Origin of the sequence: Aeromonas sp. S12(2024) (genome assembly GCF_041402305.1) — a bacterium.
In the GTDB taxonomy this organism is placed as follows: domain Bacteria; phylum Pseudomonadota; class Gammaproteobacteria; order Enterobacterales; family Aeromonadaceae; genus Aeromonas; species Aeromonas veronii.
On sequence record NZ_JBGLRB010000007.1, the window covers coordinates 110866 to 132405 of the forward strand.

Consider the following 21540-nt stretch of genomic DNA (forward strand, 5'->3'; position numbering starts at 1 on the left):
TCAAATAACAAACGTTTGTTGCTGTTTTTGTAACGTGGTTGCGTTAGAGTGTTTTTTGTTAATTGATATCAGTGACTTGAAAATAGGCTAACGTTGATATGCTGCGATCGCTTTTGGGTGGTTGCACCTATAAGACGAGGTGATATCAATCAACCTCCTCCTACATAAAGTTGCAGAGGCTCAAACATGAAAAAATCATTGATTACCTTGCTGGTTACCGGCTTGCTGGCGGCCAATGCCCAGGCTGCCGGTCAAGACAACACCTGGTATGGCGGTGCCAAACTGGGCTGGTCCAACTTCTACGGCATTGATGAAAGCAATGCCCTGACCCTTGGCAATGAGACCAACGATGCCTTGGGTGCAGGCGTGTTTGGCGGTTATCAGATCAACAAGAATCTGGGGTTGGAGCTGGGTTACGATTATCTGGGCAATTACAAATACGATGCCACTACGGCGGCAGGTGCTTTCAGTGATGAAGTAAAAGCACAGCTGGCTCAACTGACCCTGAAACTGGGCTTCCCGGTTACCGATAATCTGGATCTGTATGGTCGTGTCGGTGGCGGTTATGGCTGGGCTGACACCAAGAGCGATGTCTACAAAGATGACAGCCGTTTTGTCATGGTCGGTGCACTGGGTGCCGAGTATGCGTTCAATCTCGACTGGGCCGCTCGCCTGGAGTATCAGTACACCACCCCGTATGGCAGCCGCTATGATACCGGTCTGAGAATGGATAATGGCCTGCTCTCGCTGGCAGCGGTTTATCGCTTTGGTCAGGTAGCCCCTGTGGCGCCAGCCCCGGCTCCGGAACCTGCTCCTGCACCTGTGATGGTTGAGAAGCAGTTCACCCTGAGCTCCGATGTGCTGTTTGACTTCAACAAGGCGACTCTCAAGCCAGAGGCCAGTCAGGCACTGGATAGCCTCTATAGCCAGATTGAAGAGGCACGACCCAAAGATGGCGTGGCAACCGTAATTGGTCACACCGACCGTATCGGTTCCGATGCCTACAACCAGAAGCTCTCCGAGCAGCGTGCCCAGACCGTTGCCAACTATCTGGTTGATAAAGGGATCCCGGCCGCCAAGATCAATGTGGAAGGGCGTGGTAAATCCTCACCGGTTACCGGCGACAGCTGCGTCAGCAAGTCCAAGCGTGAGCTGATCGTCTGCCTGGCTCCGGATCGCCGTGTAGATGTGAAAGTCGAAGGTGTCAGCGAGGTGCAGGAGTAATCCTTCACACTGATAAGGTCTCCAATGGGGCTGGAAGGAACAGCCCCTGTCGGAGCAAGAGAGACCAAAAAGCCAGTCAGTTGATCTGACTGGCTTTTTACATTGGCATTGCGGTCGGGCAGGGGACTAAATCAGGAAGGGAGCGGCATCACCCGGTTGCGCCCCAGCTCCTTGGCCTTGTAGAGCAGCTTGTCGGTACGTTCGACCAGACAGTCTGCGCTCTCCTGACCGTTGAACTCACCCACGCCAAACGAGGCAGTGATGTGGTCGATGCGGCGGCCCGATTTGCGATCCAGAATCGACATCCGCTCGATGGCGCGGCGCATGCTCTCCGCCATCTGTCTGGCCAACGCCAGCGAGCGATGGGGGACCAGCATGGCGAACTCCTCCCCACCCAGCCGATAGGCGGTGACCCCCTCCTTGCAGGCATCGCGCAGCCGTTTGCTGAAGGCGCGCAGCACCTGATCGCCGAGCAGGTGACCGTACTCGTCGTTGAAGTTCTTGAATCGATCGATATCGGCGAGGATCAGCGAGAAGGGGTGCTGGCTGCGGATCAACCCCTCCAGCTCCAGATCGAAAGCGCGGCGGTTGAGCAGGTTGGTGAGGGCATCCTCGTTGGCCAGCTTGCGCGTCTCGTTGAGCGCGGCCCGCAGTTCCTTGATCTCTTTCTCCGCATTGCTGAGCTGGTTGCGAAAGTGCATGGTGGACATGCGCACATCCCGCGATTCGCGCACCAGCTCCCGCAGGATCCCCATGGTGTCTTCCAGGCTGAAGCCCTCGTCATCAATGCGGCTGAGCTTGTCAAAACTCTTGTCGAGCATCTCCTGAAACATGCCGGTATCGGAGATGGCGTCCTGCATGGAGTGGCCGAGCTCATTGGCCATGGCGGCGAGGCTCAGTTTCATCGCCTCCATCTGCTTCTCATCCTGAGCGGCCAGATACTGGTGATAGAGCCGCTCGCAGGTGGTGAGTGAGCAGGTTCCCTGCATTTTTACTGCCTGATCAATCGCCTGGTTGAGCTCGGGCATGCTGGCCGAGACATAGTTGTACCACAGGTGGTAATTGTCCGGCGTCGTGGGGATCTGGTACTTGATCATCAAGGGCACCGCCTGTTTGAGATAGGCGGCGGATTGGGCAAATGTGTCCTTACTCATGAGTTCTGTGTCTCATCATGCCAGCGAACTGAAGATAGTATGACAGAGAGATTGGCCAAAAGGCAGCCGATGGATGCCATTCGCCCCCCCCTCCGATATAATGGCACCGTTACCACCTACCCTAAGGCCTGCTTATGTCTCAAAAAGATCCTTTCCTCGAACGCGAGGCCGAAAAATACGATAACCCCATCGCCAGTCGCGAGTTGATCCTGGAACTCATCAAGGGCCATGAAAAGCCCATGTCCCGTGAAGAGTTGGCCAAGGTCCTCAAGCTGAAAGATGAAGAGCCGTTGGAAGCCTTGCGTCGTCGTCTGCGCGCCATGGAGCGTGATGGACAACTGGTATTCACTCGCAACCAATGTTATGCCCTGCCGGATCGCCTGAATCTGGTCAAAGGTTATGTAATCGGCCACAAGGATGGCTTCGGTTTTCTGCGTCCGGAAGGTGGTGGTCCGGATCTGTATCTGAACAACCGAGAGATGCAACGCCTGATGCATGGCGATTACGTGCTGGTGCAGCCGACCGAGATCGACCGTAAGGGTCGTCAGGAAGCTCGTCTGGTGCGCCTGCTCAAGTCTCGTGAGGCAGACATTGTCGGCCGTTACTTCGTCGAGAATGGCGTTGGTTTCGTGGTGCCGGATGACAGCCGTATCGGCCAGGACATCATCATCCCGGAAGGGGAAAACAAAGGGGCTCGTCAGAGCCAGGTCGTGGTTGTGCGGATCAATCAGCGCGCCACCTCCCGCATCAATGCCGTCGGCACCGTACTGGAAGTGCTGGGCGAGAACATGGCGCCGGGCATGGAGATCGAAATTGCCCTGCGTACCCACGGTATCCCGCACACCTGGCCGGAAGAGGTGACCAAAGAGGTTGCCGGTCTCGGCGAGCAGGTGCCGGAGAAAGCCAAAGAGGGCCGCATCGACCTGCGCGCCCTGCCGCTGGTCACCATCGACGGCGAAGATGCCCGCGACTTCGATGACGCCGTCTTCTGTGAAGCCAAACGCGGTGGTGGCTGGCGCCTGTGGGTTGCCATTGCTGACGTCTCCGCTTACGTGAAGCCCGGCACGGCGCTGGATGCCGAAGCGTATCAGCGTGGCAACTCCGTCTACTTCCCCGAGTTCGTAGTGCCCATGCTGCCTGAGGTGCTCTCCAACGGCCTCTGCTCGCTCAACCCGCAAGTTGACCGTCTCTGCATGGTGTGCGAGATGACCATCTCCGCCGCTGGCCGCATGTCCGGCTACAAGTTCTACGAAGCGGTAATGAACTCTCACGCCCGTCTGACCTACACCAAGGTTGCCGCGATCCTCGATGGCGATCCCAAGCTGCGCCAGCAGTATGATCCGCTGGTGGGCCATATCGAGGAGCTGAACAACCTCTACAAGGCGCTCAAGCATGCCCGCCATCAGCGCGGTGCGGTGGAGTTCGAGAGCGAGGAGACCCGCTTCATCTTCAACGCCCAGCGCAAGATCGACCGCATCGTGCCGCTGGTGCGCAACGACGCCCACAAGATCATCGAAGAGTGCATGATCCAGGCGAACGTGGCTGCTGCCCGTTACATCGAGAAGAACGAAGCCTTTGCCCTGTTCCGAGTACACGATCGTCCGGGCGAAGAGCGTCTGACCGGTTTCCGCGACTTCCTGGCCGAACTGGGTCTGGAGCTCAAGGGCGGTCTCGAGCCCGAGCCGAAGGATTTCGCCGAGCTGGCAGCCAAGTTTGAAGGGCGACCGGATGCGGAGCTGCTCTCCACCATGCTGCTGCGCTCCATGCGTCAGGCCATCTATCAGGCCGACAACATCGGTCACTTCGGTCTGGCGTTGAAGTCCTACGCGCACTTCACCTCGCCGATCCGTCGCTATCCTGACCTGATCCTGCACCGGGCGATCAAGTATCAGACCGCCAAGGAGCAACAGGGCAACCTGCGCCACAAGTGGACCCCGAGCGGTGGTTATCACTACCAGCTGGAAGAAGTGGACCCGATGGGCGAGCACTGCTCCATGACCGAGCGCCGTGCCGACGATGCCACTCGCGACGTGGCCGACTGGCTCAAGTGCGAGTACATGCTGGATCACGTGGGTGACGAGTTTGACGGCGTTATCGCCAGCGTCACCGGCTTTGGCTTCTTCGTGCGTCTGGCGGAGATCCACATCGACGGTCTGGTGCACGTCAGCACCCTCACCAACGACTACTACCAGTTTGATCCCCTGCACATGCAGCTGATCGGCGAGAACTTCCGCCGTCGCTACCGTCTGGGTGACAAGGTGCGGGTCAAGGTGATGGGCGTGAACCTGGATGATCGCAAGATCGACTTCGTGATGGTCGAAGAGCCGCTCAAGGCCACCGGCAAGAACGCCAAAGAGATGGCGCGCAAGCAGGCCGAGATCAAGAAAGAGAAGGCCAAGAGCGCCCAGCGCCACGAAAAACGTAAAGAGGGCAAGGATCACGGCAAATCCGACAAGGGTGGCCGCGCCAAACCGAGCAACAGACGACCGAGCAAAAAGGCTCGCGATAAGGCCAAGAGCACTAAATGAGTACTGAACTGATCTACGGCATTCACGCTGTATCCGCGTTGTTGGAGCGCACTCCCGAGCGCTTTATCGAGGTATGGGCGCTGAAAGGGCGGGACGACGACCGGCTGCAACCCCTGCTGACCGAGCTGGAATCCCTCGGCCTCAAGGTGCAGAGCGTGAACCGCAAGACCCTTGATGACAAAGCGGAAGGCAACAATCACCAGGGCATCATGGCCCGGGTGAAAGAGGCGCCGAAGCTCGCCGAGCACGATCTGGCCAGCCTGCTGGACGAGTTGGCGGCACAACAGAGCCAGCCTTTCCTGCTGGTGCTGGATGGTGTGACCGATCCGCACAATCTCGGCGCCTGCCTGCGCAGCGCCGATGCTGCTGGGGCTCATGCTGTCATCGTGCCGCGGGACAAGGCCACCGGCCTGACCCCGATCGTGCGCAAGGTTGCCTGTGGCGCGGCCGAAGTGGTGCCGCTCATTCAGGTCACCAACCTGGCCCGCACCCTGCGCGAATTGCAGGAGCGCGGCGTCTGGATTGTCGGCACCGCTGGCGAGGCCGATCACGACCTCTATCAGGCCAAACTGACCGGCCCGATGGCGCTGGTGATGGGTGCCGAAGGTAAAGGCATGCGTCGCCTGACCCGTGAACATTGCGACGAGCTGGTGAGCATCCCGATGGCAGGGGCGGTATCCAGCCTCAACGTCTCGGTGGCAACCGGCGTCTGCCTGTTTGAAGCCGTGCGTCAGCGTCGCGGTTAATCATGCTGACTGACAGACCCCCCTTCGATTGGGCGCAGGTCGCAGATAGAGAGGAGGCCGCGCGCCTCCTCTCTTTTGCCCGCCCGCTGACCCTCAGCCCGAAAAGCTGCCTCTGGCACGCTGGTGACAGCCCGGATCTGCTGGTCAGGGTGGAGCAGGGGCTGCTGCGGGCCAAGCTGGTGCTGGAGGATGGCCGCGAGTACATCAAGGAGTTCTATTGGGAGGGGGACGAGTTTCTCGACTTTCACCACCTGCTCAGTGGCGAGCCGGCCCGCTACAGCGTGGAGGCGCTGGAGCCCTGTCGTCTGCAGCTGTTCAGTCTGGCCGACCTGCGCCAGCTGCCCGGCTGGCCGCGCTGGTACCAGCACCTGCTGGAGGTGCAGCTGCGCATCAAGGAGGAGAAGGAGCAGTTGCTGCTGACCGGCAGCCCGCAGGCGCGCTATCAGCACTTTCTCGACAGCTTTCCCGCGCTTGATGCCAGAGTGCCGGATCACCAGATCGCCGCCTATCTCGGTATCACTCCCATCAGTCTGAGCCGCATTCGCAAACGGCTGAAAGAACTTAACAAAGGTTAATGCAGGGCGCTGGCGCCACGATTATGCTGGCAGGCCGAACTGATAAGGAGTTGCCGATGAACTGGATCCTGAAACCCTGGTCTGAACTGACCACAGACGAGTTGTATGAGTTGCTGGCGCTGCGGGCGGAGGTGTTCGTGGTGGAGCAGACCTGCCCCTTTCAGGATCTGGACGGGCTCGATCGCCGCGACGGGGTCTGGCACCTGCTCGGTTATCAGGGCGAGCTGCTGGCCGCCTATGCGCGGATTATGGCGCCCGGCATCGGCGATGAGAGCGGTGCCGCCATCGGTCGGGTGGTGACCTCACCCAAGGCGCGTGGCGGTGGTCTTGGTCATAAGCTGATCGGCGAGGCGGTCAAAGCGTGCGAGACGCGCTGGCCGACTCACAGCATCTGGCTGGGGGCGCAGGCTCATCTGCAAGGCTTCTACGGCCAACACGGTTTTGTGGCGGAAGGGGAAGGCTATCTCGAAGATGATATCCCCCATATGGGAATGCGCAGAGTGGTGGCATAACCACTCGTCAGAGTGATTCAGAATGCAGAAGGGCCATCCCGCGGGATGGCCCTTCTCTTTATCGCCAGGCGATCACTTCTTCTTTTTCTTCTTGGCGGACTTCTTCTTGTCGACCGGCTTTTTCTTCTTCACCGGTACCCGCGCTTCCTTGTGTTTCGGGCGCAGCTCGTCGATCACCCGGCGCTTGAGGCGCTCTTCGGTGTAGCGCTCGATCTTGGCGACCATCGCCATGTCGTGGGCTTCCACCAGGCTGATGGCGCATCCACGGTTGCCAGCGCGGCCGGTACGGCCGATCCGGTGGACGTAGACATCGGCGCCGTAGGGCATGTCGTAGTTGATGACATGGCTGACGTTCGGCAGGTCGATGCCGCGGGCGGCGACGTCGGTGGCGATCAGGAAGGGCACTTCCCCTTCGTGGAACTTGCGGATCGACTCGATACGCTTGCTCTGCTCCATCTCGCCACGGATCCAGGCGCAGGAGATACCCGCAGCCTGCAGCTGGCCGGAGAGCTCCGCCAGACGCTCACGAGTCTTGACGAAGATGATCGCCTTCTGGGTTTCCGGATCTTTCAGGATATGGGTCAGCAGCGCCAGCTTGTGGGCGGCGTCATCGGCCAGATGGATCCACTGGGTGATGGGGCGACGTTCGCTGCGGGGCGGTTCGGCGTGCAGCTCCACCGGATCCTTGAGGATCTCGTTGGCGAACTTCTCAAGGCCGGCCCCTTCCAGGGTGGCGGAGAAGAGCATGGTGTGCTTGCGGTAGCGCGCCTCTTCCACGATGCGGTTCACATCCTTGATAAAGCCCATGTCCAGCATGCGGTCCGCTTCGTCCAGCACCAGCACCTCGATGTCGTGGCTCTCGAACTCCTCTTTCTCGATGTACTCGAGCAGACGGCCCGGGGTGGCGACCACTATGTCGGTGGTCTTGGTCAGGGCAGGCAGCTGCTCTTCATGGCTGACGCCGCCGATGATGGTCTCGATGCTGAGGTTGGTGTGAGCCGCCAGCGCCTTGGCGTGGGCGGTCACCTGCAGCGCCAGCTCGCGGGTCGGGGTCAGGATCAGCATGCGGCAGGGGCCCGGCTTGCGGCGCGGGAAGTCCAGCAGGTGCTGGAGTGCCGGCAGCAGGAAAGAGGCGGTCTTGCCGGTACCGGTCGGTGCGGATGCCAGAATATCGCGGCCGTCCAGGGCTGGCTCCAGCACCATCTGCTGGATGGTGGTGGGGCGGGTGAATCCCATCTCGGCCAAGGCCCGGTTGAGGGCTGGGTGCAGGTCGAAATCATCAAAGGACTGGCTCATGGCAATACTCGGTCATTAAGGAAACGGCAGATTATAGGCGATTATCTCGTCGGCTCCTATTGGTGAGTGTGTCTTAGCCGCTATAATCGCCCACCATTTTTGCAGATGACGGGGGCCAGATGGGACGTAGTCGCGGATTTACCTTCAAACAGTTCCATATCAATCACGATCGCTGCGCCATGAAGGTAGGCACCGATGGCATATTGCTCGGTGCCTGGGCGCCGGTCGAACAGGCGCGACGAGTGCTCGATATCGGCACCGGCAGCGGCCTGATCGCCCTGATGCTGGCCCAACGCAGCAGCTCTGACTGCCGTCTTGATGCGGTCGAGCTGGATATTAATGCGGCCAGTCAGGCGCGGGAGAATGCGGCTGCTTCTCCCTGGGCCGATCGGGTGACCGTCATAGAGAGTGCCATTCAGGATTATCAGGCCGCCCCTTACGATCTTGTCGTCTCCAACCCTCCTTATTTCGTGGCAGGCCAGTCATTTAGCGATCCGGCGCGGGCGTTGGCCCGCCATACCGGTGCCCTCGACAGCCACGCATTACTGGCGGCCTGCGATCGTTTGCTGAGCCCGAACGGGCAGGTGGCGCTGGTGCTGCCGATGGCGATGGCCGATGAAATTTTATGCATTTCGGCGAATTATGATCTGCATGGCATTTGTTATACAGCTGTTATCACCAGAGAGGGTAAAGAGGCAAATCGTGTTTTATTGCTACTTGGCAGAGGATTAAACAGGTGTGAGAGGGGTGAAATTGTGATCCATTCTGCTGATGGGGCCTATTCCGACAGATATATCCAACTGACCAACCCCTTCTATTTGAAGATGTAAATTTCGTCTTGAACTATTTTTTCACGCCATTATGCTGGTTCCAGATCGAGCGCCCGCTCCAGACCAGCTAAAACCACTGGTTGCGATGAAAAAACATGCGGGGCTCTTTTTTTATACCCCCTGAACACACCCGGTCAGCGACCGATAAAAACTATAACAAGCAATAATTTACAAGACAGACGAGGTTGAACTTGACGAAATCACTCACATTGTCCGATGTACTCGGATTAGGGTTTATGACCTTCGCCTTCTACTTGGGCGCCGGTAACATCATTTTCCCGCCGTTGGCCGGTTACATGGCTGGTGAGCACCTCTCCCTGGCGATGTTTGGCTTCCTGGTCACTGCCGTGGGCCTGCCTCTGGTGACCATTCTGGCCGTGGCGAAAGCCGGTAACGGCTGGGCTGGCATGACCAAGCTGCTGCCTGCCGGTGTCGCGACTGCGCTGGCCGTTGCCATCTATATCATCATAGGCCCGGCCTTTGCCGCGCCCCGTACCGGTCTGGTTGCCTACGAGATGGGCCTCAAGCCGTTCATCGGTGACATGGGGCAGGCGGGTCTGGCGGCCTATACCGTGATCTTCTTTGGTGTGGCCATTCTGGTCTCCATGAACCAGGGCAAGCTGATGGACGCCATCGGCAAATACCTGACTCCGGTACTGATGCTGCTGCTGCTGACTCTGGCGGTCGGGGTATTCGTAGCGCCGCAAGGCTCCATGCCTGACGCGTCCGGTGACTATCAGAACAGCCCCTTCGTGAAAGGGATCCTGGAAGGCTACAACACCATGGACACCCTGGCGTCCCTGATGTTTGGCGCCCTGATCGTCGATCTGCTGCGCCAGAAAGGCATCAACGATTACAAGAGCCAGTTCAAGTATCTGGCCATTGCCGGCCTCATCTCTGCCGTTGGTCTGAGCGTGGTGTACGTATCCCTGTTCCAGCTGGGCAACACTGCCGCCGGTGTGGCGACCGATGTCAGCAACGGTGGCGCCATCGTCAACGCCTACGTACTGAGCCTGTTTGGTCAGCCGGGTCAGTTCATTCTGGCGGCCATCATCACTCTGGCTTGCTTCACCACTGCCGTGGGCCTGATCTCTGCCTGTTCCGATTTCTTCCACAATCTGACCGGCATGGCTTACAAGAAGCTGGTGGTGTTGCTGGGCGTTATCTGTGCCGTGGTAGCCAACGTGGGCCTGAGCCAGCTGATCAGCCTCTCCATTCCGGTGCTGGTTGCCATCTATCCAGTTGCCGTGGCGCTGGTACTGGTCACCTTCATGAAGGGTTACTTCGGCCGTCCCCGTCTGGTGTTCCGTGGCGTGTTGATGGTGGCCTTCCTGTTCGGTTGCCTGGATGGTCTGGGTGCTGCCGGTATGAAGATGGATGCGTTTGCCTTCCTGCCGTTGTTCGACAAGGGCCTCGCCTGGCTGATGCCGACCCTGCTGGCCTGCGTAGTTGGCGTGATGGTGCGTCCGACCGAGATGGCTGCCGAAGCTGCCTGATCACACGCGATGTGATATTGCCAAGAGCCTGCCCCGTGCAGGCTCTTTTGTTTTCTGTGAACCTCGCTTCTCGCCTCGCTTTGCTGCTGTAATTGTCACCGTATGCAGATAGCATCTGAGCAGCCGAATTTGGCCGCTATAACCCGTTCCCCCTTCTTGCCTCCCATACGCCACGTGTGACACCTGTTTATGGAGCACCGAGTTGTTCGGCGATTAATTCCGCAGCGGTAAATTGTTTCAAGATATTAATTGGTGATTGAGATCGAACTCCTCTTCTTTATGCTAAAGGTGGTGCGCCTCATCCGGTCCGCGGGCCGTGTGGGGGCTAGAGGTATTGTTACCGGTTATCTGCCAGGCAGTGGGTGCAATCAATAACAAGCTGATAAGGCAGATGAGGTTGAGTTTGACGAAATCATTGAAGTTGTCCGACGTATTCGGATTGGGGTTTATGACGTTTGCCTTCTATCTGGGGGCTGGCAATATCATTTTTCCGCCGCTGGCCGGTTTTATGGCTGGTGAGCATCTGCTGGCCGCTATGTGCGGCTTTTTGCTAACGGCAGTGGGCTTGCCGCTGATCACCCTGATTGCGGTGGCCAAGGGGAGTTCGGGGGGCGGCGCGAGTGGCTGGACCGGAATGACCCGCTATCTGCCCGCCGGGGCTGCGACGGCACTAGCCATCGCCATCTATATCATCATGGGGCCTGCTTTTGCCATTCCCCGCACCGGTCTGGTCGCCTACGAGATGGGGCTCAAGCCCTGGCTCGGCGATGCCGGTCATGCGGGGCTGCTGATCTACACCATTAGTTTCTTTGCGCTGGTGATCCTGGTGGCGCTCGATCGGGGCAAGCTGCTCGATGCGGTCGGCAAGTATCTGACCCCAGCCCTGATGGCGATGCTGCTTATTCTGGCGGTCGGGGTCTTTATGACGCCGCAGGGCACCATGCCTGATGCCAGCGGTGAGTACATAGATGCAGCCCTGACCAAAGGGATGCTGGAAGGGTACAACACCATGGATACCCTGGCCTCCCTGATGTTTGGCGCCCTGATCATAGGTCTGCTGCGTCAGAAGGGGATCGAGGATTATCGCAGTCAGTTCAAATATCTGACCATTGCAGGCTTGATCTCGGCGGTCGGGTTGTCGGCGGTGTATGTCTCGCTCTTTCAGCTGGGCAACAGTGCCGGTGGGGTGGCGAGCGATATCAGCAACGGCGGCGCCATCGTCAATGCCTACGTCCTGAGTCTGTTTGGTCAACCGGGTCAGTTTATTCTGGCTGCCATCATCACCCTGGCTTGTTTTACCAGTGCTGTCGGCCTGCTCTGTGCCGGTGCCGACTACTTCCATGGCCTGACAGGTTGGGCCTATCGCAACTGGGTGATCCTGCTGGGGGCGCTCTGTGCAGTGGTGGCCAATGTGGGGTTGAGCGAATTGATCGGCCTCTCCATCCCGGTGCTGGTGGCCATCTATCCGGTTGCCATCGCGCTGGTGCTGGTGACCTTCCTCAAGGGATGGTTTGCCCAGCCACGGCTGGTGTTTCGCGGTGTGCTGACGGTCGCCTTTCTGTTTGGTTGCCTCGATGGGCTGGGGGCTGCCGGGATGGCGATGGACGGCTTTGCCTTCCTGCCGCTGTTCGACAAGGGGCTTGCCTGGCTGCTGCCGACTCTGCTGGCCTGCATCGTCGGCATCTTGATGCGACCAAGCGGTAAGCTGGCTGCCGAAGCGGCTTGATTCAGGATCAACGAGATAGCAAAGAGGCCAGCAACTGCTGGCCTCTTCTGTTTCTGCCGGATCCGTTACCGGATCAGATTTGCGGGCCTGACGGCTTGGGTTTGCCCTCCAGACCATACCAGTGGGTTTCTACCCGTCCGGCATGCCACTCGAAGGTGCCCCAGGGCTGCTTGGCTTCCCAGCGCGGGAAGTTGATGAGCACCCGGTTATCTTCGTACTTGTAGAGGGAGGTGCTGATCTGAATGTCCGACAGGATCAACAGCAGGGCCCAGCAGATGAAAATCCATTTCAATGCTTTCCACATAGGGTTACTCGAAGCAGATTTCGATAGTGGCGCGACCGAAATCAGATTCGAACGGCATCATGATCTTGGTGCCATCGGCACGGTGGGTAATGGTGTGATTGGGGCCGGAGACGATGATGGGGGTAGCCATGTCAAACTCGTAGCCCTTCTCGCCCAGCATCCGCTTGGCACCGCCGGTCACCATGTTGGTGATTTCACCGACCATGTCGGTCACCTCTTCGTTGATGTTGGCGGGCGCTTCCCCCAGCATGCGGCGCATGATCTCCAGCGCCAGCCCCTTCTCGAAGCTGATGGAGAGGGAACCGCGGGTCTGCGGGCCGACCATGCCAATCAGGCCGGAGACGTCGCCGCGCGCCAGCTCATCCATCTTGCGTTTCGGTTTGCCCGGTTTGAGTTCCAGCTGTGCCATGGTCGAGAGCACATTGAGCAGGGATAGCAGGAACGGATTTACAAAATCAGCCTTCATGATGACTTCCTACAGTGGGCGTACAACGGGCACATTGGCCATGTGCCTCTATCGTCTTATTGGTAATAGTAAAACCATGCAAGTGGGCCTGCTCGGAAAACGCGCTATCGATCGCCGTATCGTGAAGCTCGACCACATCCCCGCACTCGTCGCAGATCAGCAACTGCATCGGGTGAGCGTGATCGAAGTGGCAGCAGAAGATAAACGCGTTGAGAGATTCCACCTTGTGAGCAAAGCCCTGTTCGAGCAAAAAATCGAGTGCCCGATAGACGGTTGGCGGCTTGGCATTGGCTTCGGTTTGTTGCAGCTGGGCCAACAAATCATAGGCGCTGATGGCGTTGCCGTGTGCCGCCAGCAGGCGAAATACCTGACGTCGGGTCGGGGTGAAGCGGATCCCTCGCTGTATACAGAGTCGCTCGGCTCGTTGTAAAAGTTGGTCTTGATTCATGATCGCGCAGATACCCTTTCTATTAGCCGGATACTATCACAGGGCCTCGCATGGCGCGGCGACAAAATTCATTTTCTGGGGCTGCTTCACGTTGTGATAAAATCCGCCCCTTTCTTTAGCCAACCCGGATGATTTTTATGCAGGCGCAGCGTTTTTCCATTGCCCCCATGCTGGATTGGTGAGATTTTTTCCCTAGCCCTTATCAGGCGTGGGCTTCAATTTCCATGGGGCAGATATGGGGCAGGTTGTTGCCAAAATGGCTTTAAACAGGTGTTGTTCTCAAGTTTTTCTGCTCTTCTCGTCTATTTGCGAATATGTCCCAACAACTTTGTTCGTTAAAGACAAAAATCAATATCATCAACAGGTTATGTTTATGTTGGTGACCATTTGATTATACCCACTCGAGATCTTAAGAGCGAATAGGAGGGAACATGGGTAGCAGTATCGCCATACTGTTCTGCCTATGTGCATTCCTTGATCTGTTTGCTGTGCTGTCAGGGGCGTCTACCACCTGCATCAGACCACTGACAAAGACCAAAAATAAAAAAAGCCCGCGATGCGCGGGCTGGCCTTTCCAGGAGATTATCTTCGAGCCTCCATCTTCGTGATCGCCGTTAACCTGCGTGTTTCTTTCTCCCTCTGCTGGTCTATATAGTTGGCTAGGTCAGTCAGGTGTACCAGATAGTCGCTCTTTTGGCTGGTTCTGAACGTTGGGATGGGTAGCATCCCTGCGTTTGCCCGCTGTCTGGCAGTTTGATACGACAAGCCAAAATATTCATTGCATATATCTTTTAGAAGTACGACTGGTTTCTCGTATTGTGCTAGGAGCATAAAAACGGTTTGCATGCTGTCACCTCACAACAGAGCCGATGGAACTGGGAAAACCGGGAAATCCATTCAATCAACCTCCAGCTCGGTCAAGCCTCTCTTGATACGTTCTGGCCAGATGGCAAAATAGCGGACCGATTTTTTCTCCTGTACGACTTTGAGAGTCAATCTATCTAACTCATTGAATTGCAACCAATCTCTTTTGACTAATCGCAGCATCTGTGAACGGTATTGAGGGCGCAAATTCAGCGCATTTTTCAGCACATCAGGTTTGATTAACCATTGCTGCTCCCCCTGATGTGTTCTGTAGTAACCAACCCCAGAGTTCAACCGGCCTTCCTGCGGCCTTATATGCGGTCCCCAAGCCTGTATGGCTGCCTTCAGCATATAGAACAACCGATAATCCTCGGTATCTAGACCATGGCCACGGTGTTTTAGCCATTGGCTAAAAGCATGGTTGACCGCATCCACGGAGTGATGCTCAAGCCAAGGCAGTAGGCTGAAATTGTTTGCCATTATCAGCGCGACCTGGACCAGGGCAAAACGCCGGATCACTCGCATCACTTGTGGACTGACGGAATAGCCAAGGGTGGTCTCCGCGTCTTCTTTCATCAGCTCGCTACGATAATTGAGGAGATCCGAAACTTTTCGTGCTAGCTCCGCCTCCTCATAACTAACCAATCGGCTTACCCATGCAGGGAACAAGGTGCCGTAGTAGCATTTACAACGTCGCTTTAACTCGTCTGACAGCAGGTCTCCCCGTTTGAAGCCGTGGAGTGTATCAAACATGCCATACTGGCCTGTTATCGGGATCTCAATCACTCGGCTCAGCTGTCCTGCCAATGGTTCTTTACCTAGTTGTGCCAAGTGTTCAGCCAGCGTTACCTCCCCGTTTGACAGGGCAATGGTTCGCCAAGATTCGCCTATGGCTAATTGGCCCGTTTCGTTGGATCTCAGCTTGGGTCTACCATTACAAATTGAGTAGACAGCTACATCCGCATCTTCAGCTTTGGCCTGAGATAATTCATCCAGAAAAAGCGGGACATCGTGGTGTAGTGCTGCGGCCGCAGCTAGGCCATTGGCTGTGCTCAACCAGGTTCGCATGAGTGGCTCATCGCCTAAGACTGAAGTCGCTACCTTCATTGCTGTGGATTTACCAGTGCCCGAGTCGCCATAGAGATGGAAGATCACGTTTTCGACGCCTGAGCTACTGAGCAGAGGCGCACTCAGAGCGACTCCACAGCAAAAAATCAGCAGCGGATTACCAATGCAGACTTTGCCAATCTCTTCCTGCCACTGTTCCAGCGTGCCAGATGACCTCAGCTCCATATCCAGTCCCCTGCGCAGAAGATACAGCTTTTCATTATTTCTGGGGGCCCCCCAGCTTGGAGTGACAAAACCTTCTCGGTGCCACCCGGTTCGTTCAGCACAGGTCGCAGGTTCAGCACGTTGGATCTCACTGAGTAGATAGCGCTGGATACGTGGCCATGCGTGGGGGCTAAGTTCCAGTGGATAGCCAGAATCGATCAGCATTTCCCGAACCTGCCTGCTGTTATCACCCTGAAGATGCTTAACTAAGACGATATCTTGTAAGTACACCCCATCCAGATTTTTCCACTCAAGCAGGATGCCATAGCTACGCTTCTGATCGGCCGCGCGGGTTCGGACTCGCACCTTGATGTGCCCTCCAATCTTTACCCAGCGTTCGGATTCCCTGCATTCCAGTGCATCTGGCAGTAATCGAAACTCCATAAGCACCTCCCTCAAATGTTATTTAGATATTGCTGAATGTCCGACAGCTTTAATCTAATTGAACGTCCGGTGGGGCCTAACCTGATGGGGACTGGTAAGATTCCTGCTTTTACAAGGCGCCGTACTGTCGACTGTGAAAGGGAAGTCAGTTCAACAACTTCAGCCATCGTTAACAATGTTCTCTTTTGTGTTTCAGCCATACATCCTCCGGTTTTTTCATTTGTTGGCAGGAGCATTCTGAATGTTGTAGGTAGAAAACATCGTCGCTGAAACTGCCCTTTTAGGACAAAATGAAAAAATAAAATTCATTTATAAAACAATATAATGGAGCCTTTAGCTCATGCGCTGGTTTTATAGGTCCATTTACTGGTTATTAGCGTATTGTTTTTTGATGCGCTAATAGAGTGAAACTTTCACATGTGAAATCTCTTGCTCTTTCTTGACTCTTCACCAGAAGTAGTAATTTTTGATAACGGTGCCAGATTTTGGGCGTGATGGCAGTGTATCCTTTGTTTTGTAAACCCATATCACCAATATTGAAAACAACATTGATAATGCGACCTGCCAGTATAAAAACAGTGATGAGACAAAGAGGAATATCAACAAATAAAAGCGGATAGGATGTCCAACCATAAAGGACAAGAGGGGCCAGCCCCACAGTGTGACAGGGTAACAAACCAGCAGCCAGCCGAACTTGGTGTCCTGAATCGCCATCAATCCTATGGTGACGATTAACATCATAAATATGTTTTTCACATGGCGCATGCTGAATTCCTCTGTTCACCTATTGCCAATAGGTTAACACGAGGCAGAAAAATGCAACTCTTCAGTCATGCTGGCTTGGGTTTTTCGTCGAGTGCTGTTTGCGGTAGCTGTACAGCGACCAGATAAACACCAAGGTAAAAAAAACCAGCAGTAGTGCCATACCATATAAGAAGCCTTCGGTCATTGCCTAACCCTCAAACAGTACATATCAGAAAGGATGTCTCACGATGGGGAATTTCTCAATAACCACATGAAAAATATTGAAAATTGTTCTATATGTACAAACTTGATGCCTGACTTGTGAAATGCATGAGAGGTGTGAGCGAAGGCCTCTCTATGACCAAAGTAAGGCTCTGGAAACTTGCCATCAAGTCCTGAACAAACCCCAGCCAGATCCTTTCCACATAACTATCTATCTGGAATCTTGCTGCATGAATTCCACAATTGTGGAAGGTCTCTATCGAGCTCTGCGCGGAATTAGTTTGTATGGAGATGCTATTCACCTGACTGTTACTTACAAAAGGGAGTGGTCATGTGGCTTCAAACCGGATAACAAAACGGTACCCCTACCCGTAGGCAGCAGAGCAACGGCTTTATCGAGCGGCTGCATCGAACCTTGCTGGATGAATACTTCCTTATCAAGGGGAGAACGACTTGGTATGAGTCGGTAGAGCAGATGTAGACAGACCTGGATAGCTACCTGGAGAACTACAACACCCTGCGGTCACATCAGGGCAGGAGAGGGAGGGTCAGACCCCCCTACAGCATGTTCAAGAAGGGGCTGAAATTGATACCGAAGGAAGTGCGCACTAAAGTAGCGTAAACAAGACACCGGTTTGAGGCCGGTGTCAGGTGATAACTAGATCTGTACACTCCTCTTAACATTGTTGTTGTTTTGAAAGTTTATGTTTAAGAGATAGTTGTTCACTATCAATATCAATCAGTCTCGGTACTTTTACGCCATTAGACTGCGACATTTTATCGGCAATATATCTTGCAATAGTACCAGGTTCCACAATACAAATTTCAGGGCCGACAGCGATATGTTCCATCAAAGCCTCAGACAGCTGTTTTTCTGCTTGCACTGGTTTGCCCAGATAGTCACTCTTTAGTTCGACCCACACGACAACCACATCTCTCTCGAGCGAGTCTCGATACCGGACAAGAACAGCTCTATCGGTACACTTCTGCAACTCAACAATATCCAGTACAAATTCTGGATACAGATTTTGACCTTTGACTTTCAGTTGATGATCGATACGTCCGATGATCGCCCCTAGTCTTGGACCATAGCGACCACAAGTGCAACGCTGCGTTGACAATTCACTGGCAATATCTCCTGTTGCATAACGCACCGCCGCAAATCCTCGCGGCTGTGTCAAAGTTGTGACAACTACCTCTCCCGGTTCTCCCTCTTTTACTGGCTTGCCCGTCTCTGGATCAAGAAGTTCCACATGCAAGTAGTCATCATTAATATGAAAACCGTTGTGATGACCGCATTCGAATCCGATAGAGCCGATCTCGCTGCATCCATATTCGTTGAGCATTAACTCGAAGCCCCAAACCTCCTTCACTTTTTGCGCTGCTGCCGTTAAACGGTTATTGGCATCAAAAGAAGCACAAGCTGCCAAGTATGCTACCTTAGGTAATAAATCTTTGCTTGGAAAAGCATCCCCCAGTCGTTCAGCAATCTCCAGCAGGAATAGTGGATTTCCCACAATAAATTTAGGGCGATGGTATTTCATAATATCGACTAAGCGGTTCACTCGCTGGGGCGAGCAGCGAAAAACACCAACCCCCTGCTGTTTTGCTGCTTGGCACACCAGCATACCCAGCGTATACATATCGTTATTGCTCAACATTTGGATTACAAAGTCGCCAGGTTGAACCCCCATTTCACTTAAGACCCTACCGACTGAACTCACCCAAATCTGCTCTTGCAAACGATGTACTGGTATATCAACAGGGCGGCCGGTCGTGCCCGATGAGCTCACAAAATCAGTCACATCACCGTATTCCATGATGTCCTCCCAGTGGTCCCGCAGATGATGTTTTCGCACTACAGGAATCTGCTCAAACAGCGCTACGGTAAATTCTGGTGTTGTCAAATCCACGTAATCGCTCCAATGTTTCTGATAAAACTGACGATTAGCCGCATAGGAAATTGCAGTCTTCAATTTTGTTATATTCATATGGTCACTCTACTTTTAAATAAGCGTTATCGTTTCTTGATTACCGACACTTTAGAGTACATGTACGTTTGTTCTTGATCCGTGAGTCGCTCACTCAGGTTATGATCAATTTCGAGCTCTGGAGGCAGATTGTACTTCTGGTGGCCGATCATCGAACGCGTTACTACCACACCTCCACTGGGCAAAAACTCAGAAAGCTGTATAAATAATAGCCGCAAAGCATCTTGGGGAATGCACTCAATGACATTTGACAGTGTTACTTTGGAATAGGTTTTCTGCATGTCTTCCCGGGTGATGAAGTCTAAAAGGTTAGCGCTGACAACATGCAATTTTTCAAGGTTTTGCTTTACCCGTTGATAACAATAATCAGAAAGATAAGATGCACAAGAGCCTCCAGCTGGAGGGCAGCCAAAGAGCAGCTGAGTCATCAAAAAATTTTTTTTGAGCATGGTTGAGTAAAAGGCTTTTTCTATCTTACGTTCCAGATGCTGAGACAGCGAAGTATCGTTAGACAAATATTTTGAAAATCCTTCACCATAAATTCTTCTTAATGTATAAGAATTAAGGAACAGGCGTAAAAATGCCCGCCAGCGCCGATTATTGAATCGCTCTCTGAAATAAGTTCGCTGCTCCTCAAGCGTTTGAAGATCCATAATCTCATCAAAGACTCTAGGGGAGTGGATAAGATACCGCAGAATCAGCCCTGTGATACGACTCAGTCGATCCGTCCGGCCAGCATAATTAACTCCGCGGTTCACCTGCCTACGATGTGTTTTCCAGTAGGCTGCTGCGTCATCTGGCAAGTCATCCCAGAGCATATCCAACCAGCCTTGTCGCTCCTGCGGGGAAGCATCTTCTTCACCGAAAAATTTGATGCAAGCTGAGCGCTCGAACACTCTGATTGCAGCTCGTTTGAGCTCAAGCAGATAGTTTTGTGAACGATTCAAGTCTATTGACGTCATCAATGCAGGACCTTCAGCCAATAGCCGCAGTGCAGAACAACCACCGGAACTAATGACTAGGACCTTATCAGAGGGCTGAATTGATAAAGCGTTGAGGTCAACCCTAATGTCTTCTCGTCCCTGACCGTACATGAGAGGCAGATCCACCCCATCGCAGGAAGACTGTGACTGATGAGAATACAGGCTTTTCATAAACAAGCTTCACTGTTTATCAATTCGCTCTCAGATAAACGGCGTTTTTCCCATTTCAGCTTTAACATCAACCCTAGCAGTGCGAGGGCTGCAAACAGACTGGGAATAAGCAATGTTTTAAATATCCCTTTATGATCCAGACCAAGTTGGAAGAGCCACGCCCCCATCATGGCACCAACAATACCTCCTGCGCGGCCCATTCCGAGCATCCATGAAACACCGGTCGCTCTTGAAGACGTCGGATAATGAAGTGCTGCGATGGAGCCCATAGAAGCCTGCGCCCCATTCATGACAGTACCCGCTAACAAAATAAATAATCCCAACAGATAAATGTCTGATAAAAAACCAATTGAGAACAGAAGCAGTCCTGTTATGAAGTAGTTAAACGCCACAATTTTGTGTGGTGTTATTTTGTCCATTATCAGCCCAGAAACAATGGTGCCAACTGCGCCACCAAGCGGAAATAATGCAGTCAAAAATGCCGCATGCTGCAGATCATAACCGGCTTCCCCCATGAGAATCGGCATCCAGCTGGTAACAACATAAAAAATGAGCAGCCCCATAAAATAAGCAAGCCAAAGCAACACTGTCGCAGGTAACATTGACCTCGAGAGTATATCCCTGATTGGGGTTGTCGCAGACTCTGACACTGACGTTGGGCTGACAGAAAGGTTTACGTGTCTTGCACCTAACAGCCGATGGACACTCTTTCTAATTTTAGATTCTGTTCCAGGCTGGTTCAGTTGAAACAGAATACTTTCTGGCAGCGTCAGGATGATCGGAACTAGCAGTAGCAACGGCAGTATTCCCCCAAAGATGAATACACTGTGCCATCCAAAATTCGGGATAAGCCAAGATGCCAGCCCGCCGCTTAATGCAGCGCCAAAAGGAAAACCACAGAACACCGTATTCACCATCAGAGATTTGTATCGTTCTGGGGCAAACTCCGAAATAATGGTTAACGCATTCGACATTGCTGCCCCGATCCCGATCCCGGTGCACAACCTCCAGAATACCAGTTGATTCACGTTGATAGCCTGTGTTGTAGCGATGCAGCACACTCCAAATATGATCACAGAAAAAACAATAATTGGCTTTCTGCCCAGCCGATCTGAGACCGGTCCCGACACAATAGCCCCGATAGCTAGGCCGATAAGTGCTGCACTCATTGCAAGTCCCAGATCAGCTTTGGTAATTCCCCATTGCTCGATAATGGAGGGTGCAACATACCCCATCAACGCAGTATCAAAACCATCAAAAATAAGAATGCTTAAACATAGTAAAAGAATGTAAATATGAAAAGAGGACACCTTGGCAGTTTTAATCGCCTGGTGAATACTGATGGATTCTGTATATTTCAAAACACGTTCCCTTTACGAATAGGTGAATGAAAGCCTGAGGCTGCTTATCTCTCAGTTTATTTAATTTGTTATTTCTGTCTGGCAGAACCTGTGCATCGTCGTCATGCCGCATGAACAGCGACAATTCAGTAGCACGGACAATAGACCCTTTTAATCCTGCCCCGTTCAAAGTGCTTCTCTGTG

General features: G+C 54.0%; 20 protein-coding genes and 1 pseudogene. 9 read left to right on the forward strand and 12 right to left on the reverse strand.

Translation table 11 applies throughout. The features are described from left to right. The first annotated feature begins 186 nt into the window (after positions 1–186). Positions 187–1224 carry a porin OmpA gene (ompA, locus tag ACB035_RS09130; protein ID WP_371167124.1) on the forward strand — a complete coding sequence of 346 codons (1038 nt, stop codon included), beginning with the start codon at positions 187–189 and terminating at the stop codon, positions 1222–1224. 131 nt (positions 1225–1355) lie between these two features. Here ompA and ACB035_RS09135 read toward each other — a convergent pair whose 3' ends face one another. Then, positions 1356–2378, reverse strand: coding sequence for a GGDEF domain-containing protein (locus ACB035_RS09135; protein ID WP_019445736.1), 1023 nt, complete (start codon positions 2376–2378; stop codon positions 1356–1358). A gap of 134 nt (positions 2379–2512) precedes the next feature. Here ACB035_RS09135 and rnr point away from each other — a divergent pair, with 134 nt between their 5' ends. From rnr to ACB035_RS09155, 4 genes are read left to right on the forward strand one after another with little or no spacing between them, the layout of a single operon-like run. Further along, positions 2513–4906 carry a ribonuclease R gene (gene rnr, locus ACB035_RS09140; protein ID WP_005354835.1) on the forward strand — a complete coding sequence of 798 codons (2394 nt, stop codon included), beginning with the start codon at positions 2513–2515 and terminating at the stop codon, positions 4904–4906. After that, on the forward strand, positions 4903–5652 hold the full coding sequence (gene rlmB / locus ACB035_RS09145) for a 23S rRNA (guanosine(2251)-2'-O)-methyltransferase RlmB (RefSeq protein ID WP_040093937.1): 750 nt from the start codon (positions 4903–4905) through the stop codon (positions 5650–5652). Before rnr ends, rlmB begins: the two co-directional genes overlap by 4 nt. 2 nt (positions 5653–5654) lie before the next feature. Continuing rightward, the gene (locus ACB035_RS09150; protein WP_005354833.1) at positions 5655–6227 is read left to right on the forward strand and encodes a Crp/Fnr family transcriptional regulator; all 573 of its coding nucleotides are present in this window, start codon (positions 5655–5657) and stop codon (positions 6225–6227) included. Between the two features lie 56 nt (positions 6228–6283). Further along, positions 6284–6739 (forward strand): GNAT family N-acetyltransferase, encoded by a 456-nt coding sequence (locus tag ACB035_RS09155; protein ID WP_371167125.1) that lies wholly within the window; start codon positions 6284–6286, stop codon positions 6737–6739. Positions 6740–6811: 72 nt separating this feature from the next. Here ACB035_RS09155 and srmB read toward each other — a convergent pair whose 3' ends face one another. After that, positions 6812–8035 (reverse strand): ATP-dependent RNA helicase SrmB, encoded by a 1224-nt coding sequence (gene srmB / locus ACB035_RS09160; protein WP_005335816.1) that lies wholly within the window; start codon positions 8033–8035, stop codon positions 6812–6814. 119 nt (positions 8036–8154) lie between these two features. Here srmB and ACB035_RS09165 point away from each other — a divergent pair, with 119 nt between their 5' ends. The 3 genes from ACB035_RS09165 to brnQ (ACB035_RS09175) all read left to right on the forward strand — a co-directional run bounded on the left by ACB035_RS09165 (position 8155) and on the right by brnQ (ACB035_RS09175) (position 12087). Further along, positions 8155–8865 carry a tRNA1(Val) (adenine(37)-N6)-methyltransferase gene (locus ACB035_RS09165; RefSeq protein WP_371167126.1) on the forward strand — a complete coding sequence of 237 codons (711 nt, stop codon included), beginning with the start codon at positions 8155–8157 and terminating at the stop codon, positions 8863–8865. Between the two features lie 191 nt (positions 8866–9056). Further along, positions 9057–10361, forward strand: a complete 1305-nt coding sequence (gene brnQ, locus ACB035_RS09170; protein ID WP_371167127.1) for a branched-chain amino acid transport system II carrier protein — start codon at positions 9057–9059, stop codon at positions 10359–10361. Positions 10362–10809: 448 nt separating this feature from the next. Next, positions 10810–12087 carry a branched-chain amino acid transport system II carrier protein gene (gene brnQ / locus ACB035_RS09175; protein WP_371167155.1) on the forward strand — a complete coding sequence of 426 codons (1278 nt, stop codon included), beginning with the start codon at positions 10810–10812 and terminating at the stop codon, positions 12085–12087. 73 nt (positions 12088–12160) lie between these two features. Here the strand turns inward: brnQ (ACB035_RS09175) and ACB035_RS09180 are convergent, their stop codons facing one another. The 7 genes from ACB035_RS09180 to ACB035_RS09210 form a co-directional block, all read right to left on the reverse strand. Beyond that, complete coding sequence (locus ACB035_RS09180; protein WP_040066994.1) at positions 12161–12391, reverse strand: hypothetical protein; 231 nt, start codon at positions 12389–12391, stop codon at positions 12161–12163. Positions 12392–12395: 4 nt separating this feature from the next. Then, positions 12396–12857 (reverse strand): chemotaxis protein CheX, encoded by a 462-nt coding sequence (locus tag ACB035_RS09185; protein ID WP_005335807.1) that lies wholly within the window; start codon positions 12855–12857, stop codon positions 12396–12398. Next, the gene (gene zur, locus ACB035_RS09190) at positions 12847–13305 is read right to left on the reverse strand and encodes a zinc uptake transcriptional repressor Zur (RefSeq protein WP_005335805.1); all 459 of its coding nucleotides are present in this window, start codon (positions 13303–13305) and stop codon (positions 12847–12849) included. The genes ACB035_RS09185 and zur overlap by 11 nt, the downstream gene beginning before the upstream one ends. Positions 13306–13887: 582 nt before the next feature. Further along, the gene (locus ACB035_RS09195; RefSeq protein ID WP_159157671.1) at positions 13888–14151 is read right to left on the reverse strand and encodes a pyocin activator PrtN family protein; all 264 of its coding nucleotides are present in this window, start codon (positions 14149–14151) and stop codon (positions 13888–13890) included. Between the two features lie 51 nt (positions 14152–14202). Then, on the reverse strand, positions 14203–15885 hold the full coding sequence (locus ACB035_RS09200) for a DUF927 domain-containing protein (protein WP_371167128.1): 1683 nt from the start codon (positions 15883–15885) through the stop codon (positions 14203–14205). Between the two features lie 11 nt (positions 15886–15896). Then, a complete protein-coding gene (locus tag ACB035_RS09205; RefSeq protein WP_371167129.1) occupies positions 15897–16121 on the reverse strand; it encodes a helix-turn-helix transcriptional regulator in 225 nt (74 codons plus the stop codon). A 137-nt stretch (positions 16122–16258) separates the two neighbouring features. Continuing rightward, the gene (locus ACB035_RS09210; protein WP_371167130.1) at positions 16259–16669 is read right to left on the reverse strand and encodes a hypothetical protein; all 411 of its coding nucleotides are present in this window, start codon (positions 16667–16669) and stop codon (positions 16259–16261) included. Between the two features lie 543 nt (positions 16670–17212). On the opposite strand from ACB035_RS09210, the pseudogene ACB035_RS09215 reads away from it, so the two are divergent. Beyond that, positions 17213–17473 (forward strand): annotated as a pseudogene (locus ACB035_RS09215) (integrase core domain-containing protein); the annotation flags it as partial. A gap of 55 nt (positions 17474–17528) precedes the next feature. On the opposite strand, the gene ACB035_RS09220 reads toward ACB035_RS09215, so the two are convergent. The 3 genes from ACB035_RS09220 to ACB035_RS09230 are packed head-to-tail and all read right to left on the reverse strand — an operon-like array spanning position 17529 to position 21357. After that, positions 17529–18842 (reverse strand): phenylacetate--CoA ligase family protein, encoded by a 1314-nt coding sequence (locus tag ACB035_RS09220; RefSeq protein ID WP_371167131.1) that lies wholly within the window; start codon positions 18840–18842, stop codon positions 17529–17531. A 26-nt stretch (positions 18843–18868) separates the two neighbouring features. Next, positions 18869–19996, reverse strand: coding sequence for a DUF3419 family protein (locus tag ACB035_RS09225; protein ID WP_371167132.1), 1128 nt, complete (start codon positions 19994–19996; stop codon positions 18869–18871). Next, positions 19993–21357 carry an MFS transporter gene (locus ACB035_RS09230; protein WP_371167133.1) on the reverse strand — a complete coding sequence of 455 codons (1365 nt, stop codon included), beginning with the start codon at positions 21355–21357 and terminating at the stop codon, positions 19993–19995. Before ACB035_RS09230 ends, ACB035_RS09225 begins: the two co-directional genes overlap by 4 nt. Positions 21358–21540: the final 183 nt, after the last annotated feature.